The sequence below is a fragment of the Streptomyces sp. PL-29 genome (genome assembly GCF_058344425.1).
Map to the genome: position 1 here is coordinate 1,316,038 of NZ_CP136996.1, position 13,807 is coordinate 1,329,844.

At 73.6% G+C, this 13,807-nt stretch carries 12 protein-coding genes; 5 read left to right on the forward strand and 7 right to left on the reverse strand.

Features of this window, described 5'->3' with window-relative positions:
- Positions 1 to 15 precede the first annotated feature (15 nt).
- Together mycP and R4Z63_RS06025 are read right to left on the reverse strand one after the other, a co-directional pair.
- The gene (gene mycP / locus R4Z63_RS06020; protein WP_384453481.1) at positions 16 to 1,230 is read right to left on the reverse strand and encodes a type VII secretion-associated serine protease mycosin; all 1,215 of its coding nucleotides are present in this window, start codon (positions 1,228 to 1,230) and stop codon (positions 16 to 18) included.
- On the reverse strand, positions 1,227 to 2,030 hold the full coding sequence (locus tag R4Z63_RS06025) for a hypothetical protein (protein WP_384453478.1): 804 nt from the start codon (positions 2,028 to 2,030) through the stop codon (positions 1,227 to 1,229). Before R4Z63_RS06025 ends, mycP begins: the two co-directional genes overlap by 4 nt.
- A gap of 305 nt (positions 2,031 to 2,335) precedes the next feature.
- Here R4Z63_RS06025 and R4Z63_RS06030 point away from each other — a divergent pair, with 305 nt between their 5' ends.
- Positions 2,336 to 3,538: an alanine racemase gene (locus R4Z63_RS06030; protein ID WP_037925883.1), complete on the forward strand. Its 1,203-nt coding sequence runs from the start codon at positions 2,336 to 2,338 to the stop codon at positions 3,536 to 3,538.
- Here the strand turns inward: R4Z63_RS06030 and R4Z63_RS06035 are convergent.
- From R4Z63_RS06035 to R4Z63_RS06050, 4 genes are all read right to left on the reverse strand, one after another.
- Complete coding sequence (locus R4Z63_RS06035) at positions 3,525 to 4,838, reverse strand: HAD family hydrolase (protein ID WP_384453475.1); 1,314 nt, start codon at positions 4,836 to 4,838, stop codon at positions 3,525 to 3,527. The genes R4Z63_RS06030 and R4Z63_RS06035 overlap by 14 nt on opposite strands.
- Before the next feature lie 100 nt (positions 4,839 to 4,938).
- Positions 4,939 to 5,730: a 3-oxoacyl-ACP reductase gene (locus tag R4Z63_RS06040; protein WP_037925877.1), complete on the reverse strand. Its 792-nt coding sequence runs from the start codon at positions 5,728 to 5,730 to the stop codon at positions 4,939 to 4,941.
- Positions 5,731 to 5,734: 4 nt separating this feature from the next.
- Complete coding sequence (locus tag R4Z63_RS06045) at positions 5,735 to 7,114, reverse strand: aldehyde dehydrogenase family protein (RefSeq protein WP_037925874.1); 1,380 nt, start codon at positions 7,112 to 7,114, stop codon at positions 5,735 to 5,737.
- A 37-nt stretch (positions 7,115 to 7,151) separates the two neighbouring features.
- Complete coding sequence (locus tag R4Z63_RS06050) at positions 7,152 to 8,522, reverse strand: glutamine synthetase family protein (RefSeq protein ID WP_384453470.1); 1,371 nt, start codon at positions 8,520 to 8,522, stop codon at positions 7,152 to 7,154.
- 77 nt (positions 8,523 to 8,599) lie between these two features.
- Here R4Z63_RS06050 and R4Z63_RS06055 point away from each other — a divergent pair, with 77 nt between their 5' ends.
- From R4Z63_RS06055 to R4Z63_RS06070, 4 genes are all read left to right on the forward strand, one after another.
- Positions 8,600 to 9,346, forward strand: coding sequence for a FadR/GntR family transcriptional regulator (locus R4Z63_RS06055; RefSeq protein WP_384453467.1), 747 nt, complete (start codon positions 8,600 to 8,602; stop codon positions 9,344 to 9,346).
- A 135-nt stretch (positions 9,347 to 9,481) separates the two neighbouring features.
- The gene (gene eat / locus R4Z63_RS06060; protein ID WP_037925863.1) at positions 9,482 to 10,960 is read left to right on the forward strand and encodes an ethanolamine permease; all 1,479 of its coding nucleotides are present in this window, start codon (positions 9,482 to 9,484) and stop codon (positions 10,958 to 10,960) included.
- A gap of 60 nt (positions 10,961 to 11,020) precedes the next feature.
- Positions 11,021 to 11,728, forward strand: a complete 708-nt coding sequence (locus R4Z63_RS06065) for a gamma-glutamyl-gamma-aminobutyrate hydrolase family protein (RefSeq protein ID WP_037925860.1) — start codon at positions 11,021 to 11,023, stop codon at positions 11,726 to 11,728.
- 263 nt (positions 11,729 to 11,991) lie between these two features.
- Positions 11,992 to 12,789 (forward strand): thioesterase family protein, encoded by a 798-nt coding sequence (locus R4Z63_RS06070; protein WP_384453464.1) that lies wholly within the window; start codon positions 11,992 to 11,994, stop codon positions 12,787 to 12,789.
- On the opposite strand, the gene R4Z63_RS06075 is transcribed toward R4Z63_RS06070, so the two are convergent.
- A complete protein-coding gene (locus R4Z63_RS06075; protein WP_384453461.1) occupies positions 12,786 to 13,754 on the reverse strand; it encodes a LysR family transcriptional regulator in 969 nt (322 codons plus the stop codon). The two genes, R4Z63_RS06070 and R4Z63_RS06075, sit on opposite strands and share 4 nt — an antisense overlap.
- Positions 13,755 to 13,807: the final 53 nt, after the last annotated feature.

The following is a 13,807-nucleotide window of genomic DNA, read 5'->3' on the forward strand; positions in this document are numbered from 1 at the left end:
CACAGTTACCCGACCCTACTGTGCCGGGTCCGCGCCGCCGCCCCGGGGACCGCGTCGCGGGCGCCGGGCCAGTACGGCGGCCAGCACGAGCAGCACTGCTCCGGCGGCCGCGGCGGCCGGAGCGCCGAGCCGGGCGCCGCGCTCCGGCGGGCGGACCGGCTCGGGGCCCGGGCCGAAGTACCGGGCGGCGGCCGGGGCCGGGGCGGGTACCGCAGCCTCGGGCCGCATCTCGTCCGCGATCTGGAGGGCGGCTGCGGGATCGACCATTCCGTGGCCGCGGGCGTCGTCGCGACCACCGGCCGGGGAGTCGGAGGCGGTGTCCTCCAGCAGCTTCTTGATCTGGGCGGGGGACAGATCGGGGTGCGCGGCCCTGACCAGGGCCGCCGCTCCGGAGACGAAGGCGGCGGCGGCGCTGGTGCCCCAGCCCTCGTAGTAGGAGCGGTCCGGGTCGGCGATGACGACGTCGACTCCGGGGGCGCTCACGGTGGCATACCAATTGCGCGTGGAGAATTTCGCCTTCCGGCCGCGGCGGTCGACCGCGGTCACGGCGATGACCCCCGGGTAGGCGGCCGGGTAGGAGACGCGGTCGCCCGACTCGCCGCCGTTGCCTGCGGAGGCCACGACGACCACCCCCTTGGCGAGCGCATACTGGACCGCCTCGTCCTCGCCCGCCTCGTGGTGGGCGGAGTCGCTGTCGTCGCCGAGGGACAGGTTGATCACGTCGGCCCCGTGGTCTGCGGCCCAGCGGATGCCTTCGGCCAGGGCACCGCCCTTGCTTTCGCGTGCCTTGGCCCGGCCCGGGTCGCTCTCTTCGAGGATCACCCGTACGGGCAGGATCCGCGCCTGCGGCGCGACGCCGAGGACTCCCTGGCTGCGGCTCGGACCGTGCCCGTGCCCGGCGATGATGCTCGCCATGGCGGTCCCGTGGCGGGCCCAGGCCCGGTCGCCGGGGCCGGCGCCCATGCCGATGAGGTCGGTGCCGGCGAGGACCTGGCCGGACAGGTCCGGGTGGGACTCGTCGACGCCGGTGTCGAGGACGGCGACGGTCACGCCGTCCCCGCGGGTGGTGCCCCAGGCCTCCTCGGCGCGCAGGGCCAGGAGCCCCCACTGGCGGTCGCGGATGGTGTCGGCAGCGGCCGGGGCGGCAGTGGCGGTGGCCAGGAGAGCGGCGGCGGCGAACACGGCCGCACCACGGAGGAGGGCCCGGGCGGAGGCTCCGGCGAGGGTCATCGTGCGGCCTTCGGGGCTGGGGTGACGGGCGGTGCGGCGAGGGCCGCCAGACCGTCCCCGATGCGGTCGGCGACCGCCGTGGCCTCGTGGCCGAGGCCCGCCTGAGCGGCGGCGCCCGTGGCGCCCTTCGCGACGAGGTCCCCGGCCGGGCGCGGGGCCTCCTGGGGGCGGCCGTCGGCGAAGGCGGAGACGGCATAGACGACAACGGGGGCCTCGGTGCGTACGGAGGCGGCCCAGGCGGCGCGCTGGTCGTCGGCGAACCCGTAGGCGGGCGGGGCGGTGAGTCGGCCCCGGAGGGAGCTCATCGTGGGCCCGTCGGCGGGAGTGAAGACCATGCCGACGGCGATCAGGGCGCTGCGGGTGGCGTCGGTGTAGGTGGCGCGGAGCACGCGGGTGCAGCCGGTCTCGGCCACCGCGGCCAGCCAGTCGGCGGGCAGGGCGGCGGGGCAGTCGGCGTCGGGGGCGAGCGCGACGCGGGTCCAGGTGCGGTCGGCGCCGCCGGGGCCGGCCGAGGGGCCGGCGAGGACGGGCGGAAAGAGGCTGTCCACGGGGGCCGCGCGCCACAGCGAGCCGGCCTTGCGGTAGGCGGCGTCGGCGGGCAGGGGGCGGTTCGCGGCGCGGTGTTCGGCCCAGGTGGTGAGGGCGGCTCCGCCGACGAGGCCGCCGCCGAGGACGAGGCAGAGGGTGGCGGCCACGACGCGGCCGGGGTGACGGCGCGGCGGGACGTGGGTGGGCCGGGGCGGCGGGGACCAGGGGTCGGGCTCGCCCGGGATCGTGGTCCGCGGTGTCGTCGTGGTCATCCGGCGGCTCCGCCCCCCGTTCCGTACGGCTGCCTGCCCGTACTCTACGGGGTTCGCGGACACCCACCCGGCGGAGCGGTCCCGTCGGGCCACGTTCTACGTCCCGGCCGACGCCCCGACCTGTCCCCACCCCGGCCCGGCAGATCCCCCTCACCACTGCCGCGCCGCCTCTCCCCCGGCCACGCTGCCCCTCGGCCTCGCCCCCTCCAGCCTCGCCGGTGTTCGAGGCACGGGGTCCGGGCGGAGCCCCGGGGGTTGGCCCGGGGCCCTACCCACCGGTAGAGACCTCTGGCAAGCTGCCGCCCATGAACTCCCCCGCCGCCGACCGCGCCCGGTACGACCGGGCGACCGCGCACCTGGACGCGCCGCTGGCCATCGTGGATGTCGAGGCCTTCGACGCCAATGCAGACGATCTCGTGCGCCGGGCCGGCGGCAAGCCGGTCCGGGTCGCCAGCAAGTCGGTCCGGTGCCGTGCTTTGCTCGAACGGGTGCTGGCCCGCCCCGGGTTCGCCGGGATCATGTCGTACACCCTCGCCGAGTCGCTCTGGCTGGCCCGTTCCGGGTTCGAGGACGTGCTCCTCGCCTACCCCTCCGCGGACCGGGCCGGTTTCGGCGAGCTGGCCGGCGACGCCAAGCTGGCCGCGGCCGTCACCGTGATGGTGGACGACCCCGCGCAGCTGGACCTGGTCGACGCGGCCCGTGACGGCGGTGCCGAGGAGATCCGGGTGTGCCTGGAACTGGACACCGCCCTGCACCTGATGGGCGGCCGGATCCGGGTGGGCGCGCGCCGGTCGCCGCTGCGCGAACCGGCGGAACTGGCGGCGCTGGCCCGGGCAGTCGTCGCGCGCCCCGGGTTCCGGGTGGTGGGGCTGATGGCGTACGAGGGCCATGTCGCCGGGGTCGGGGACGCTCTGGCGGGGCGCCCCCTGCGGTCTCGGGCGATCCGGCTGATGCAGGGCGCGGCCCGCAGGGAGTTGGCGGCGCGCCGGGCCGCGGTGGTGGCGGCCGTACGGGCCGTCGTACCGGACCTGGAGTTCGTCAACGGCGGCGGCACGGGCAGCGTGCAGCAGACCGCGGCCGAGGAGGCGGTGACCGAGATCGCCGCTGGGTCGGGGCTGTACGTGCCGCGGCTCTTCGACAACTACACCTCGTTCAGCGGCCGACCGGCCGCCCTCTTCGCCCAGCCGGTGGTACGCCGGCCCGGGGTGGGGGTGGTCACGGTGCTCGGCGGCGGCTACCCGGCGTCCGGGGCGCCCGGCCCGGACCGGCTGCCGGTCCCGTACCTGCCGCAGGGGCTGCGCTACGACCCGCAGGAGGGCGCGGGCGAGGTGCAGACGCCGCTGCTGGGGAGCCCGGCCGACGACCTGCTGATCGGCGACCGGGTCTGGTTCCGCCATGCGAAGGCCGGCGAACTGTGCGAGCGGTTCGACACCCTGCACCTTGTGGAGGGCGACCGGGTCTCGGGCAGTGTGCCGACCTATCGGGGCGAGGGCCTCACCTTTCTGTGACGGCCTGGAACACGGTGTCCGCCTGATCCGGAATGACGCTCGTGTCGTCGCGGCGGACCGGGCCGGCGGTGCCGTCGTGGTCGATGTAGCCGGTGGTGGAGCAGGGGTAGGGGCTGGTCCTCTGCTTCTTGGGCTCGATGAACATCGGGTTGACGATCCATTTGCCGTCGCTGTTGTCGTAGGCCCGGCACATGAGCTCGGTCTTGTTCCGGTTCACCGCGAGCCGCAGGACGGTCGCGTCCCGCAGGAACGTGATGTCGGTGTCGGAGTCTCCCGCCGCGAACACCGGGCGGCGGGCGGGCGGCTGGACCGTCCCGGCGGCGGGGCCGCGCACTCCGAAGACCTCTTTGTTGATCCAGCAGCGCTTGCCGTCGATGTACGTGATCATCGTGTCGGCTCCGTCCGCGACGGAGCCGCATCCCTGGAGGTGGGCGGTGTACGCCCCGCCGCGGGTCGTGGTGTTGCGGATGCCGATGACGCGGTCGGCGCCGATGCCGACGGCCGCGGCCCAGACCTCGACGACCGGCTGGGGGGAGGCCGAGCTGATCCAGACGTCGAAGCCGGCCTTGACGAGGCTCTTGATCAGGTCCTTCTGCTGGTCGTAGTAGCGCACCCACCCGGTGGCGCTGCCGGTGCCGACCTGCTGGGTGGCGCCGACGGGCGCGTCGAGGTTCTCGGTGCGGGCGGCGGCGGCGAAGCCGCGGATCTCGTGGGCGGTCCAGCCCTGCATCAGCTGGGGCAGCCAGGCGTACCCGGGTTCCATCGTGCGGCGGTCCCAGCCGGTGAAGGCGGTGGCTCCGGTGCGGGTCGCGGCGGTGCCGTAGACCGCCCTGATCTCGTCCGCGCAGCCGGCTCCCGCGGGGGTCCCGGTGGGCAGCGGGGTGCCCGGGCGGGCGAGGGCGGCGCAGGCGTCGGCGAGGGCCCCGGCGGCGGCCGGGCTCAGGAAGCGGCTGGTGGTGGTCCAGTCCCCGCGGGCGGGCTGGCGGACCTTGCCGTTGCGGAGCAGCCAGAACATGGTGGCGTCGCCGACGTCGTTCTTGACGACGGTGTTGTCCCAGTCGAAGACGGCGACGGGCCTGGCGCGGGTGGGGCGGTGGGGGCCGCAGCGGCCGTAGCGGTCGATGAGCTGCTGGAGGCGCGCCTGGTTGTCGCCGTACCAGCCGGTCGTCAGCCGCGGGGTGGCGCAGTGCGCAAGGGGGCCTGCGGCCGCGGCGGTGGGGCCGGCGGCGACGAGGGCCGCCACGGTGACCGCGGCGGCGGCGAGCGCCTGGAGGCGCTGGGTGGTGGTGCGTGGGGACACGGGTGATCGCTCCTGGCGGTGAAGGCGTCACGGGCGGTGGAGCACGACAGCCGGGCGTCGTGCGACGCCCGGCTGTCGGGTGGGTGGTGGTGGGTGAGCTCTAGAGGGGCGTGACGTACGCGCCCGAGATGCCACCGTCGACGAGGAAGTCGGTGGCGTTGATGAAGGAAGAGTCGTCGCTGGCGAGGAAGGCGACGGCGGCGGCGATCTCGGTGGGCTCGGCGAACCGGCCCAGCGGGATGTGCACGAGGCGGCGGGCGGCGCGCTCGGGGTCCTTGGCGAACAGTTCCTGGAGCAGCGGGGTGTTGACGGGCCCCGGGCACAGGGCGTTGACGCGGATGCCCTCGCGGGCGAACTGGACGCCGAGCTCGCGCGACATGGCGAGGACGCCGCCCTTGGAAGCCGTGTAGGAGATCTGGGAGGTGGCGGCGCCCATGATGGCGACGAAGGAGGCGGTGTTGATGATGGAGCCGCGGCCCTGGCGCTGCATGTAGGGCAGTGCGGCCTTGCAGCAGAGGTAGACGGAGGTGAGGTTGACGTCCTGGACGCGGCGCCAGGCGTCGAGCTCGGTGGTGAGGATGGAGTCGTCGTCCGGGGGCGAGATGCCCGCGTTGTTGAAGGCGATGTCGACGGAGCCGTAGGTGTCGAAGGCGGTCTTGAAGAGGGCCTCGACGTCTTCCTTGTCGGTGACGTCGACCTTCACGAAGAGGCCTCCGACCTCCTCGGCGGCGGCCTTGCCGGCCGTCTCGTCGATGTCCGCGCAGACGACGTTGGCGCCTTCGGAGGCCAGTCGGCGGGCGGTGGCGAGGCCGATGCCGCTGCCGGCTCCCGTGATGACGGCGGTGCGGCCGACGAGGCGGCGGCAGATGATCGCGTTGGGCTCTACGGACATGGGGTCAGGCCTCCGTGCTGATGAAGACGTTCTTGGTCTCGGTGAAAGCGGTGAGGGCGTCGGGTCCGAGCTCACGGCCGAGCCCGGACTGCTTGTAGCCGCCGAAGGGGGTCCAGTAGCGGACGCTGCTGTGGGAGTTGACGGACAGGTTGCCGGCGGCGACGGCCCGCGAGACGCGCAGCGCGCGGCCGATGTCCCGGGTCCACAGGGAACCGGAGAGGCCGTATGCGGTGGCGTTGGCCAGGCGTACGGCGTCCTCCTCGTCCTCGAAGGGCAGGACGACGGCGACGGGCCCGAAGACCTCCTCGACGGCGACGGGCGCGGCGGGGTCGACATCGGTGACGAGGGTCGGCGGGTACCAGAAGCCGGGGCCTTCGGGGGCGGTGCCGCGGACCGCGGTGAGGTCGTCGGTGACGAAGGACCGGACTCGGTCCAGCTGGGACCGGGAGATCAGCGGGCCCATCTGCGTCTTCTCGTCGAGCGGGTCGCCGACGGCGACGTCCGCGATGCGGGGGGCGACGAGGTCGAGGAAGCGGTCGTACGCGGAGCGCTGGACGAGGATGCGGGTGCGGGCGCAGCAGTCCTGGCCGGTGTTGTCGAGGAAGGACATGGGGGCGGCGGCCGCGGCGGCCTCCAGGTCGGCGTCGGCGAAGACGATGTTGGGGCTCTTGCCGCCGAGTTCGAGGGTGACGCGCTTCACCCGTTCGGCGCACTTGGCCATGATCTGCTTGCCGACCCGGGTGGAGCCGGTGAAGACGATCTTCGCGACGCCGGGGTGTTCGACGAGGGCGTCGCCCGCGGTGTCGCCGCGGCCGGGGAGCACCTGGAAGAGGTGCTCGGGGATCCCGGCCTCAAGGGCGAGTTCGGCGAGGCGCAGCGCGGTCAGGGGGGTGGTCTCGGCGGGCTTGAGGATGACGGCGTTGCCTGCGGCGAGGGCCGGGGCCAGGCCCCAGGCGGCGATCGGCAGGGGGAAGTTCCACGGGGCGATCACGCCGATGACGCCGAGGGGTTCGAGGAAGGTGACGTCGATGCCGCCGGCGACGGGGATCTGACGGCCGGAGAGCCGTTCCACGCCCCCGGCGGCGAAGTCGAGGAGGTCGCGTACGTTGCCGGCTTCCCAGCGGGCGTTGCCGATTGTGTGGCCGGCTTCGCGGACCTCCAGCTGCGCCAGTTCCTCGACGTGTGCGTCGACGACCGCGGCGAAGCGGCGCAGCAGGCGGGCCCGGTCGGCGGGGGCGGCCGCCGCCCAGGCGCGCTGGGCCGCGGCGGCCCGGGCGACGGCGGCGTCGACGTCGTCCCGTGTGGCGGCCGGGACGACGGCGACGAGTTCCTCGGTGGCCGGATTGAGCACTCTCAGATCGAAGGGGGCCAGCGCATCGGACACGTGGTGCCTCACAGTTTCGGTTCGGTGGCGTGGATGACTACAGGCGTTCGAAGGAGCGGCGCAGCTCCCAGTCGGTCACCGCGGAGTCGTAGGCGTCGAGTTCCACGCGGGCCATGTTCCGGTAGTGGGCGACGACCTCGGGGCCGAACGCGGCCTTGGCGATCTCGCTGTTCTCCCAGAGTTCGGCGGCCTCGCGCAGGGTCGCGGGGACGTGGGCGTAGTCGCCGGTGTAGGCGTTGCCGGTGCAGATCGGGGGCAGTTCCAGGCGGTTCTCGATGCCGTAGAGGCCGGCCGCGACCAGGCCGGCGACGGCGAGGTAGGGGTTGACGTCGCCGCCGGGGAGGCGGTTCTCGAAGCGCATGGAGCGGCCGTGGCCGACGACGCGCAGGGCGCAGGTGCGGTTGTCGAGGCCCCAGGCGACGGCGGTCGGCGCGAAGGATCCGGGCCGGAAACGCTTGTACGAGTTGATGTTCGGGGCGTAGAGAAGGGAGAAGTCGCGCAGCGCGGCGAGCTGGCCGGCCAGGAAGTGGCGCATCACCGGTGACATACCGTGTTCCTCGTGGCCCTCTCCGGCCATCGCGTTGCGTCCGTCGGCGTCGGTGAGGGAGAGGTGGATATGACAGGAGTTGCCCTCGCGCTCGTCGTACTTGGCCATGAAGGTGAGCGAGACGCCTTCCTGTGCGGCGATCTCCTTGGCGCCGGTCTTGTAGACGGAGTGCTGGTCGCAGGTGGTGAGCGCCTCGTCGTAGCGGAAGGCGATCTCGTGCTGGCCGAGGTTGCACTCGCCCTTGGCCGACTCGACGGTCAGACCGGCGGCCTGCATCTCGTTGCGGATCCGGCGCAGCAGGGGTTCGACACGGCCGGTCCCGAGGACCGAGTAGTCGATGTTGTACTGGTTGGCGGGGGTCAGGCCGCGGTAGTTGGCGTTCCAGGCCTGCTCGTAGGTGTCCTGGAAGACCATGAACTCCAGCTCGGTGCCGACCATCGCGGTGTATCCGTGCTCGGCGAGGCGTTCCAGCTGGCGGCGCAGGATCTGGCGGGGGGCGGCCACGACGGGGGTGCCGTCGTTCCAGGCGAGGTCGGCCAGGATGAAGGCGCTGCCGGGGTTCCAGGGGATGCGGCGCAGGGTGGCGGGGTCGGGATGCATGGCGAAGTCGCCGTAGCCCCGCTCCCAGGAGGACATCTCGTAGCCGTCGACGGTGTTCATGTCGGTGTCGACGGCCAGCAGGTAGTTGCAGCCCTCGGTGCCGTGCGCGAGGACCTCGTCCAGGAAGAACTGTGCGGCGAACCGCTTGCCCTGGAGCCGCCCCTGCATGTCGGGGAAGGCCAGGACCACGGTGTCGATCTCACCGCTGGCGACGAGGGCACGGAGCTCCTCGGGCGCGAGCGGCGGCTTGCGGTCTACCACGGGAATCTCTCCTTCGGTGAGCCGAGGAGGCCTAAGGTATTGAATAGAACCATTGCTTGGGAAGGGGAGGGACCGAGATGACCGATACGGCGAGCGAGGGCGACGCCGCCCGGCGCCTGAACCCGGTGCTGCGCCAGGTGCGGGCGGGCAACGGCTTCGAGGAGGCGCTGCAGCAGATCCTCCAGGTGGTCCGCCTGGGCCTGGTGCCCGGCGGCGAAAGGCTGCCGCCCGAGCGCGAGCTGGCCGAGCGGATGGGGATCAGCCGGGTCACCCTGCGCGAGGTCCTGAAGGTACTTCAGGACCAGGGCCTGGTGGAGGCGCGGCGCGGCCGGTACGGCGGAACGTTCGTGCTGCCCCGTCCCGACACCCCGGCCGGCGGCACGGAGGAGGAGCTGCGCAGGCGGGTGGCGGGCGTGGACATCGAGGACGTGCTGCGCTTCCGCGAGGTCCTGGAGGTGGGGGCGGCCGGGCTGTGCGCCTCCCAGGGGCTGACCGAAGAGGGCACCGAACGGCTGCTCGCGGCCCTGGACGCCACCCACGACGCCCCGCTGGCGGACTACCGCAGGCAAGACACGCTCTTCCACCTCGCCCTGTGCGAGCTCGCCGGGTCGGCCACCCTGACGGCCCAGTACGCGGCCGTCCGCGCCACGGTCAACGACCTGCTCGACTGCATCCCGCTGCTGGTGCGCAACCTGGAGCACTCCCAGCAGCAGCACAGCGCGCTGGTGGAGTCGGTATTGGAGGGGGATGCGGCTCGGGCCCGCGCGACCATGCGCGAGCACTGCTGCGGCACGGCCGCACTGCTGCGCGGCTTCCTCGCCTGAGCCGGCCGGGGAGCGGGGATCTCGGGGCGCCCGAGAGGCTTTCGTAACTTCTGTTTTACGCAGAGGTCTTGCGCGCTCCGCTCCACTAGGGCAAAGGTACGCCCCACAACCATTGCCCTGAGGCAGGAGCGCACGATGGCCGACGACACCGAGGCACGGCTGGCAGCCGTACCCGCACCCACCACGTCACCCGCCGGCGGCGACGGCCCGGACGACTACCTGGAGCGCCGCACGCTGCGCCGCGGCAGTGCCGGGTGGCTGCTCCTGACCGGCCTCGGCGTCGCCTACGTCGTCTCCGGGGACTTCTCCGGCTGGAACGTCGGGCTCGACAAGGGCGGCTTCGGCGGTCTCGCCATCGCCACCGTCCTGATGGGCGCCATGTACGCCTGCCTGGTCTTCTCCCTCGCCGAGCTGTCGACGATCCTGCCGACGGCGGGCGGCGGCTACGGCTTCGCCCGCCGCGCGCTGGGCCCCTGGGGCGGCTTCCTGACCGGCACCGCCATCCTCATCGAATACATCCTGGCCCCCGCGGCGATCGTCATCTTCATCGGCGACTACGTGGAGTCCCTCGGCCTCTTCGGCCTCACCTCCAGCTGGCCCGTCTACCTCGGCTGCTTCGTGATCTTCATCGGCGTGCACCTGTGGGGCGTCGGCGAGGCGCTCCGCTTCAGCCTCGTCGTGACCGCCGTCGCCGTCGCCGCACTGCTGATCTTCGCGGTCGGCGCCTTCACGGAGTTCAGCGCGGACGGCCTCAACGACATCCCGGTCGACCCGACCGCCTTCGGCTCGAACTCCTGGCTGCCGCTGGGCGTGCTCGGCATCTGGGCCGCCTTCCCCTTCGGCATGTGGTTCTTCCTCGGCGTGGAAGGCGTACCGCTGGCGGCCGAGGAGGCGAAGGACCCGGTCCGCTCCATGCCGAAGGCGCTGTCCATCTCCATGGGCATCCTCGCCCTGCTGGCCCTGATCACCTTCTTCGCGGCGACCGGCGCGCAGGGCGCAGACGCCGTCAAGACGGCCGGCAATCCGCTGGTGGTCGCCCTGGAAGGGGACGGCGGCCCGACCGCACTGAGCCGTTTCGTGAACTACGCGGGTCTGGCGGGCCTGGTGGCCTCCTTCTTCTCGCTGATCTACGCGGGATCGCGCCAGCTCTTCGCCCTCTCCCGGGCCGGCTACCTGCCCCGCTTCCTGTCCCTGACCTCCAAGCGCAAGGCCCCGTACCTCGGCCTGGTCATCCCCGGCGCGATCGGCTTCGCCCTGGCCGCGGCCACCGGCAACGGCGCCCGCATGCTCAACATCGCGGTCTTCGGCGCGACCATCTCCTACGCCCTGATGGCGCTCTCGCACATCGTGCTGCGCCGCCGGGAGCCGCAGCTGGCGCGTCCGTACCGCACCCCGGGCGGCATCCTGACCTCCTCGGTGGCCTTCGCGCTCGCCCTGTCGGCCCTGGTCGCGACCTTCCTGGTGGACAAGGACGCGGCCTTCATCGCCCTGGCCGTGTACGCCGTCGCCCTGGCCTACTTCGCCTTCCACAGCCGCCACCACCTGGTGGCCTCGGCCCCCGAGGAGGAGTTCGCGGCCCTCGCGGAAGCCGAGGCGGAGCTGGCCCGCGACTGAGATCCTGTCCTGTCCCGTCCTGTCCTGTCGTCCGCCGTCCCGTTCACGGAGGTAGAGAACGTGCCCAGGCCGCTCATCGGCATCACCACCTACGTCGAGGAATCCACCCGCTACGGGGTGTGGGACCTGCCTACGTCCCTCGTACCGGCCGGGTACTACGCACTCGTCCAGGCGGCGGGCGGCGCGGCCGTACTGCTGCCCCCGGACGAACCCGGTGCGGCGGCGGAGGTGTTGAGCCGGGTGGACGGCCTCGTGGTCGCGGGCGGCCCGGACCTGGACCCGGTCCACTACGGCGCCGCACGCGACCCCCGTACGGGCCCGCCCGCGACGGTCCGCGACCACTGGGAGCTGGCCCTGATCAACGCGGCGCTGGAGGCGGACGTGCCCGTGCTCGGCATCTGCCGGGGGATGCAGGCGCTGAACGTGGCCCTGGGCGGCACGCTGGTCCAGCACATCGACGGCCACGTCGACACCCCGGACGTCACCTCCTGGCACCCGGTGCGCCCCGTCCCGGGCACCCGGTACGCCGAGCTGGTCCCGGAGGAGGCGCAGGTACCGACCTACCACCATCAGGCGGTCGAGCGCCTGGGGCGCGGCCTGGTCGTCTCGGCGCACGCGCTCGACGGGACGGTGGAGGCGATCGAGCTGCCCGACCCGGCGCGCTGGGCGCTGGGCGTGCAGTGGCACCCGGAGCGTGACAAGGACACGCGGGTGATGTCCTCGCTGATCGAGGCGGCCGCGGCGCACCGCGGGGTTCCGGTGGCCTGAACGGCGTACGGCGACGGCCGCCCCGCCCCCGCAACCGCGCGGGGCGGGGCGGCCGAGGTCCGCCCGGACAGCGCCGCCCCCGAGCCCGCATGGCCCCGGAACCCTCACATGTGCACGCTGGAGGGAGGGGGGACGGAGTCACACGGCACGGCCGCCGCCCTGCTGTCCGACAGATCACAGTGACGGACGGGACGCCGCCTCCTGCGATGCGTGATCGATACACCGATCTCTGCTCGTTCCCACCCGCCCGAGGAGACAGACCCGTGACCACCGGCGAGGCCCTGCCCGAGAGCTACTACGAGCGGACGGGCGGCCACCGCTACAAGCCCACCGCCCACGCGGGCGGTGCGTGGAACACCGGCGAGCAGCACTTCAGCCCGCTCGCCGGCCTCGTGGTGCACGCGATCGACGGACACCTGGCGGGGCGGCCCGCACCGTCGGCACTCGCGCGGATCAGCTACGACATCCTCGGCCGTATCGCCCTCGACGAGTGCGAGATCACCGTCGAGACCCTGCGCCCGGGCCGCACCATCGAGCTGCTGGAGGCGACCGTGGCCATCGGCGGCCGGCCGGTGGTCCGCGCCCGCGCCTGGCTGCTGGCGACCCTGGACTCCACCTCGGTGGCCGACAGCCCGCACGAGCCCCTCCCCGCTCCCGGGGAACTCGACGTCTGGGCCATGGACGAGGAATGGGACGGCGGCTTCGTCTCCTCCATCGAGGTCCGCCGGACGCCGCCCTCCCGCCGCGGCCGCACGGCGGCCTGGGTGTCCTCGCCGCTCACCCTGGTCGCGGGCGAGCCCAGCAGCGCCCTCGCCTCGTACGTCGCCCTGGTGGACACCGCGAACGGCGTCGCGGCCCAGCAGGACCCCACCGCGTGGATGTTCCCGAACCTCGACCTGACGATCCACCTGCACCGACAGCCGCGCGGCCCATGGACCGGCCTGGACACCACCGTCACCTTCGGCCCGTCGGGTCAGGGGCTCACCAGCAGCGTCCTGCACGATCTCGACGGCCCGGTCGGCCACGCCGAACAGATCCTCACGGTCCGCCCGCTGCCCTAGGGTCCGTCCGATGCCCTGGGGTCCGTCCGCCGGCCCGGCCCCTGGGCGGTGCCCCGGGTCAGGGACAGCAGGTCCCGGGCCGGGCCCGCCGGGCGAGCGCCCGCGGGCCACACCGCCCGCAGGGCCCGACCCAGCCCGGCGCCCGTCACCGGCACCGCCACCAGCCTGCGCGCCGCCAGCTCGTCCACCACGGCGAGCTCCGACAGCACGCACGGCCCGGCGCCGCCCAGCGCGGCCGCCTTCACCGCCGTCGTCGACGCCAGCTCCAGCAGCGGCGCGGCCAGCCCGCCGTGCCCGGCGAGCGCCGCGTCCAGCACCTGCCGCGTCCCCGATCCCCGCTCCCGCAGGATCAGCGGCGTCGCGGCGAGTTCCGCCGCCTCCACGCCCCGCGCGCGCCGCGCCCACGGGTGCGCCGACGCCACCGCCACGACCAGCCGGTCCTGCGCGATCACCGCCGAGTCCAGGCCCTCGGGCACCGTCAGCCCCTCCACGAAGCCGAGGTCGGCCTCGTGCGCGAGGACCCGCTGCACGACCAGCGCCGAGTTGCCCGCGTGCAGTGACACCGCCGTGTCCGGACGCTGACCGCGCAGCGCGATCAACCACCCGGGCAACAGGTACTCCGCGATCGTCATGCTGGCCGCCACCCGCAGCCGCGAGTCCCGCCGCCCCCGCAGCGCCTGTGCGCCGGCGTCGAAGGCCTCGGCCGCCTCCACCACCCGCCGGGCCCAGTCCGTGACCAGCGCGCCTTCGGCCGTCAGCGTCGAGCCACGCGGGGAGCGGTCCACCAGGGCGACGCCCAGCCGGGTCTCCATTGCCCGGATCCGGCTGCTCGCCGCGGGCTGGGTGATGCCCAGCCGCCGGGCCGCGCCGCTCAGGCTGCCCATCCGGGCCACCGCGAGCAGCAGCTCCAGTGCACCCAGGTCCGGTACGCGGTGTGCCAGCGGAATCATGTTCTCCTCACCCATAACATCAGTTTATGGCCTTATAGAGAGGTGATCCCTGCCGCGCGTCCCGCCCC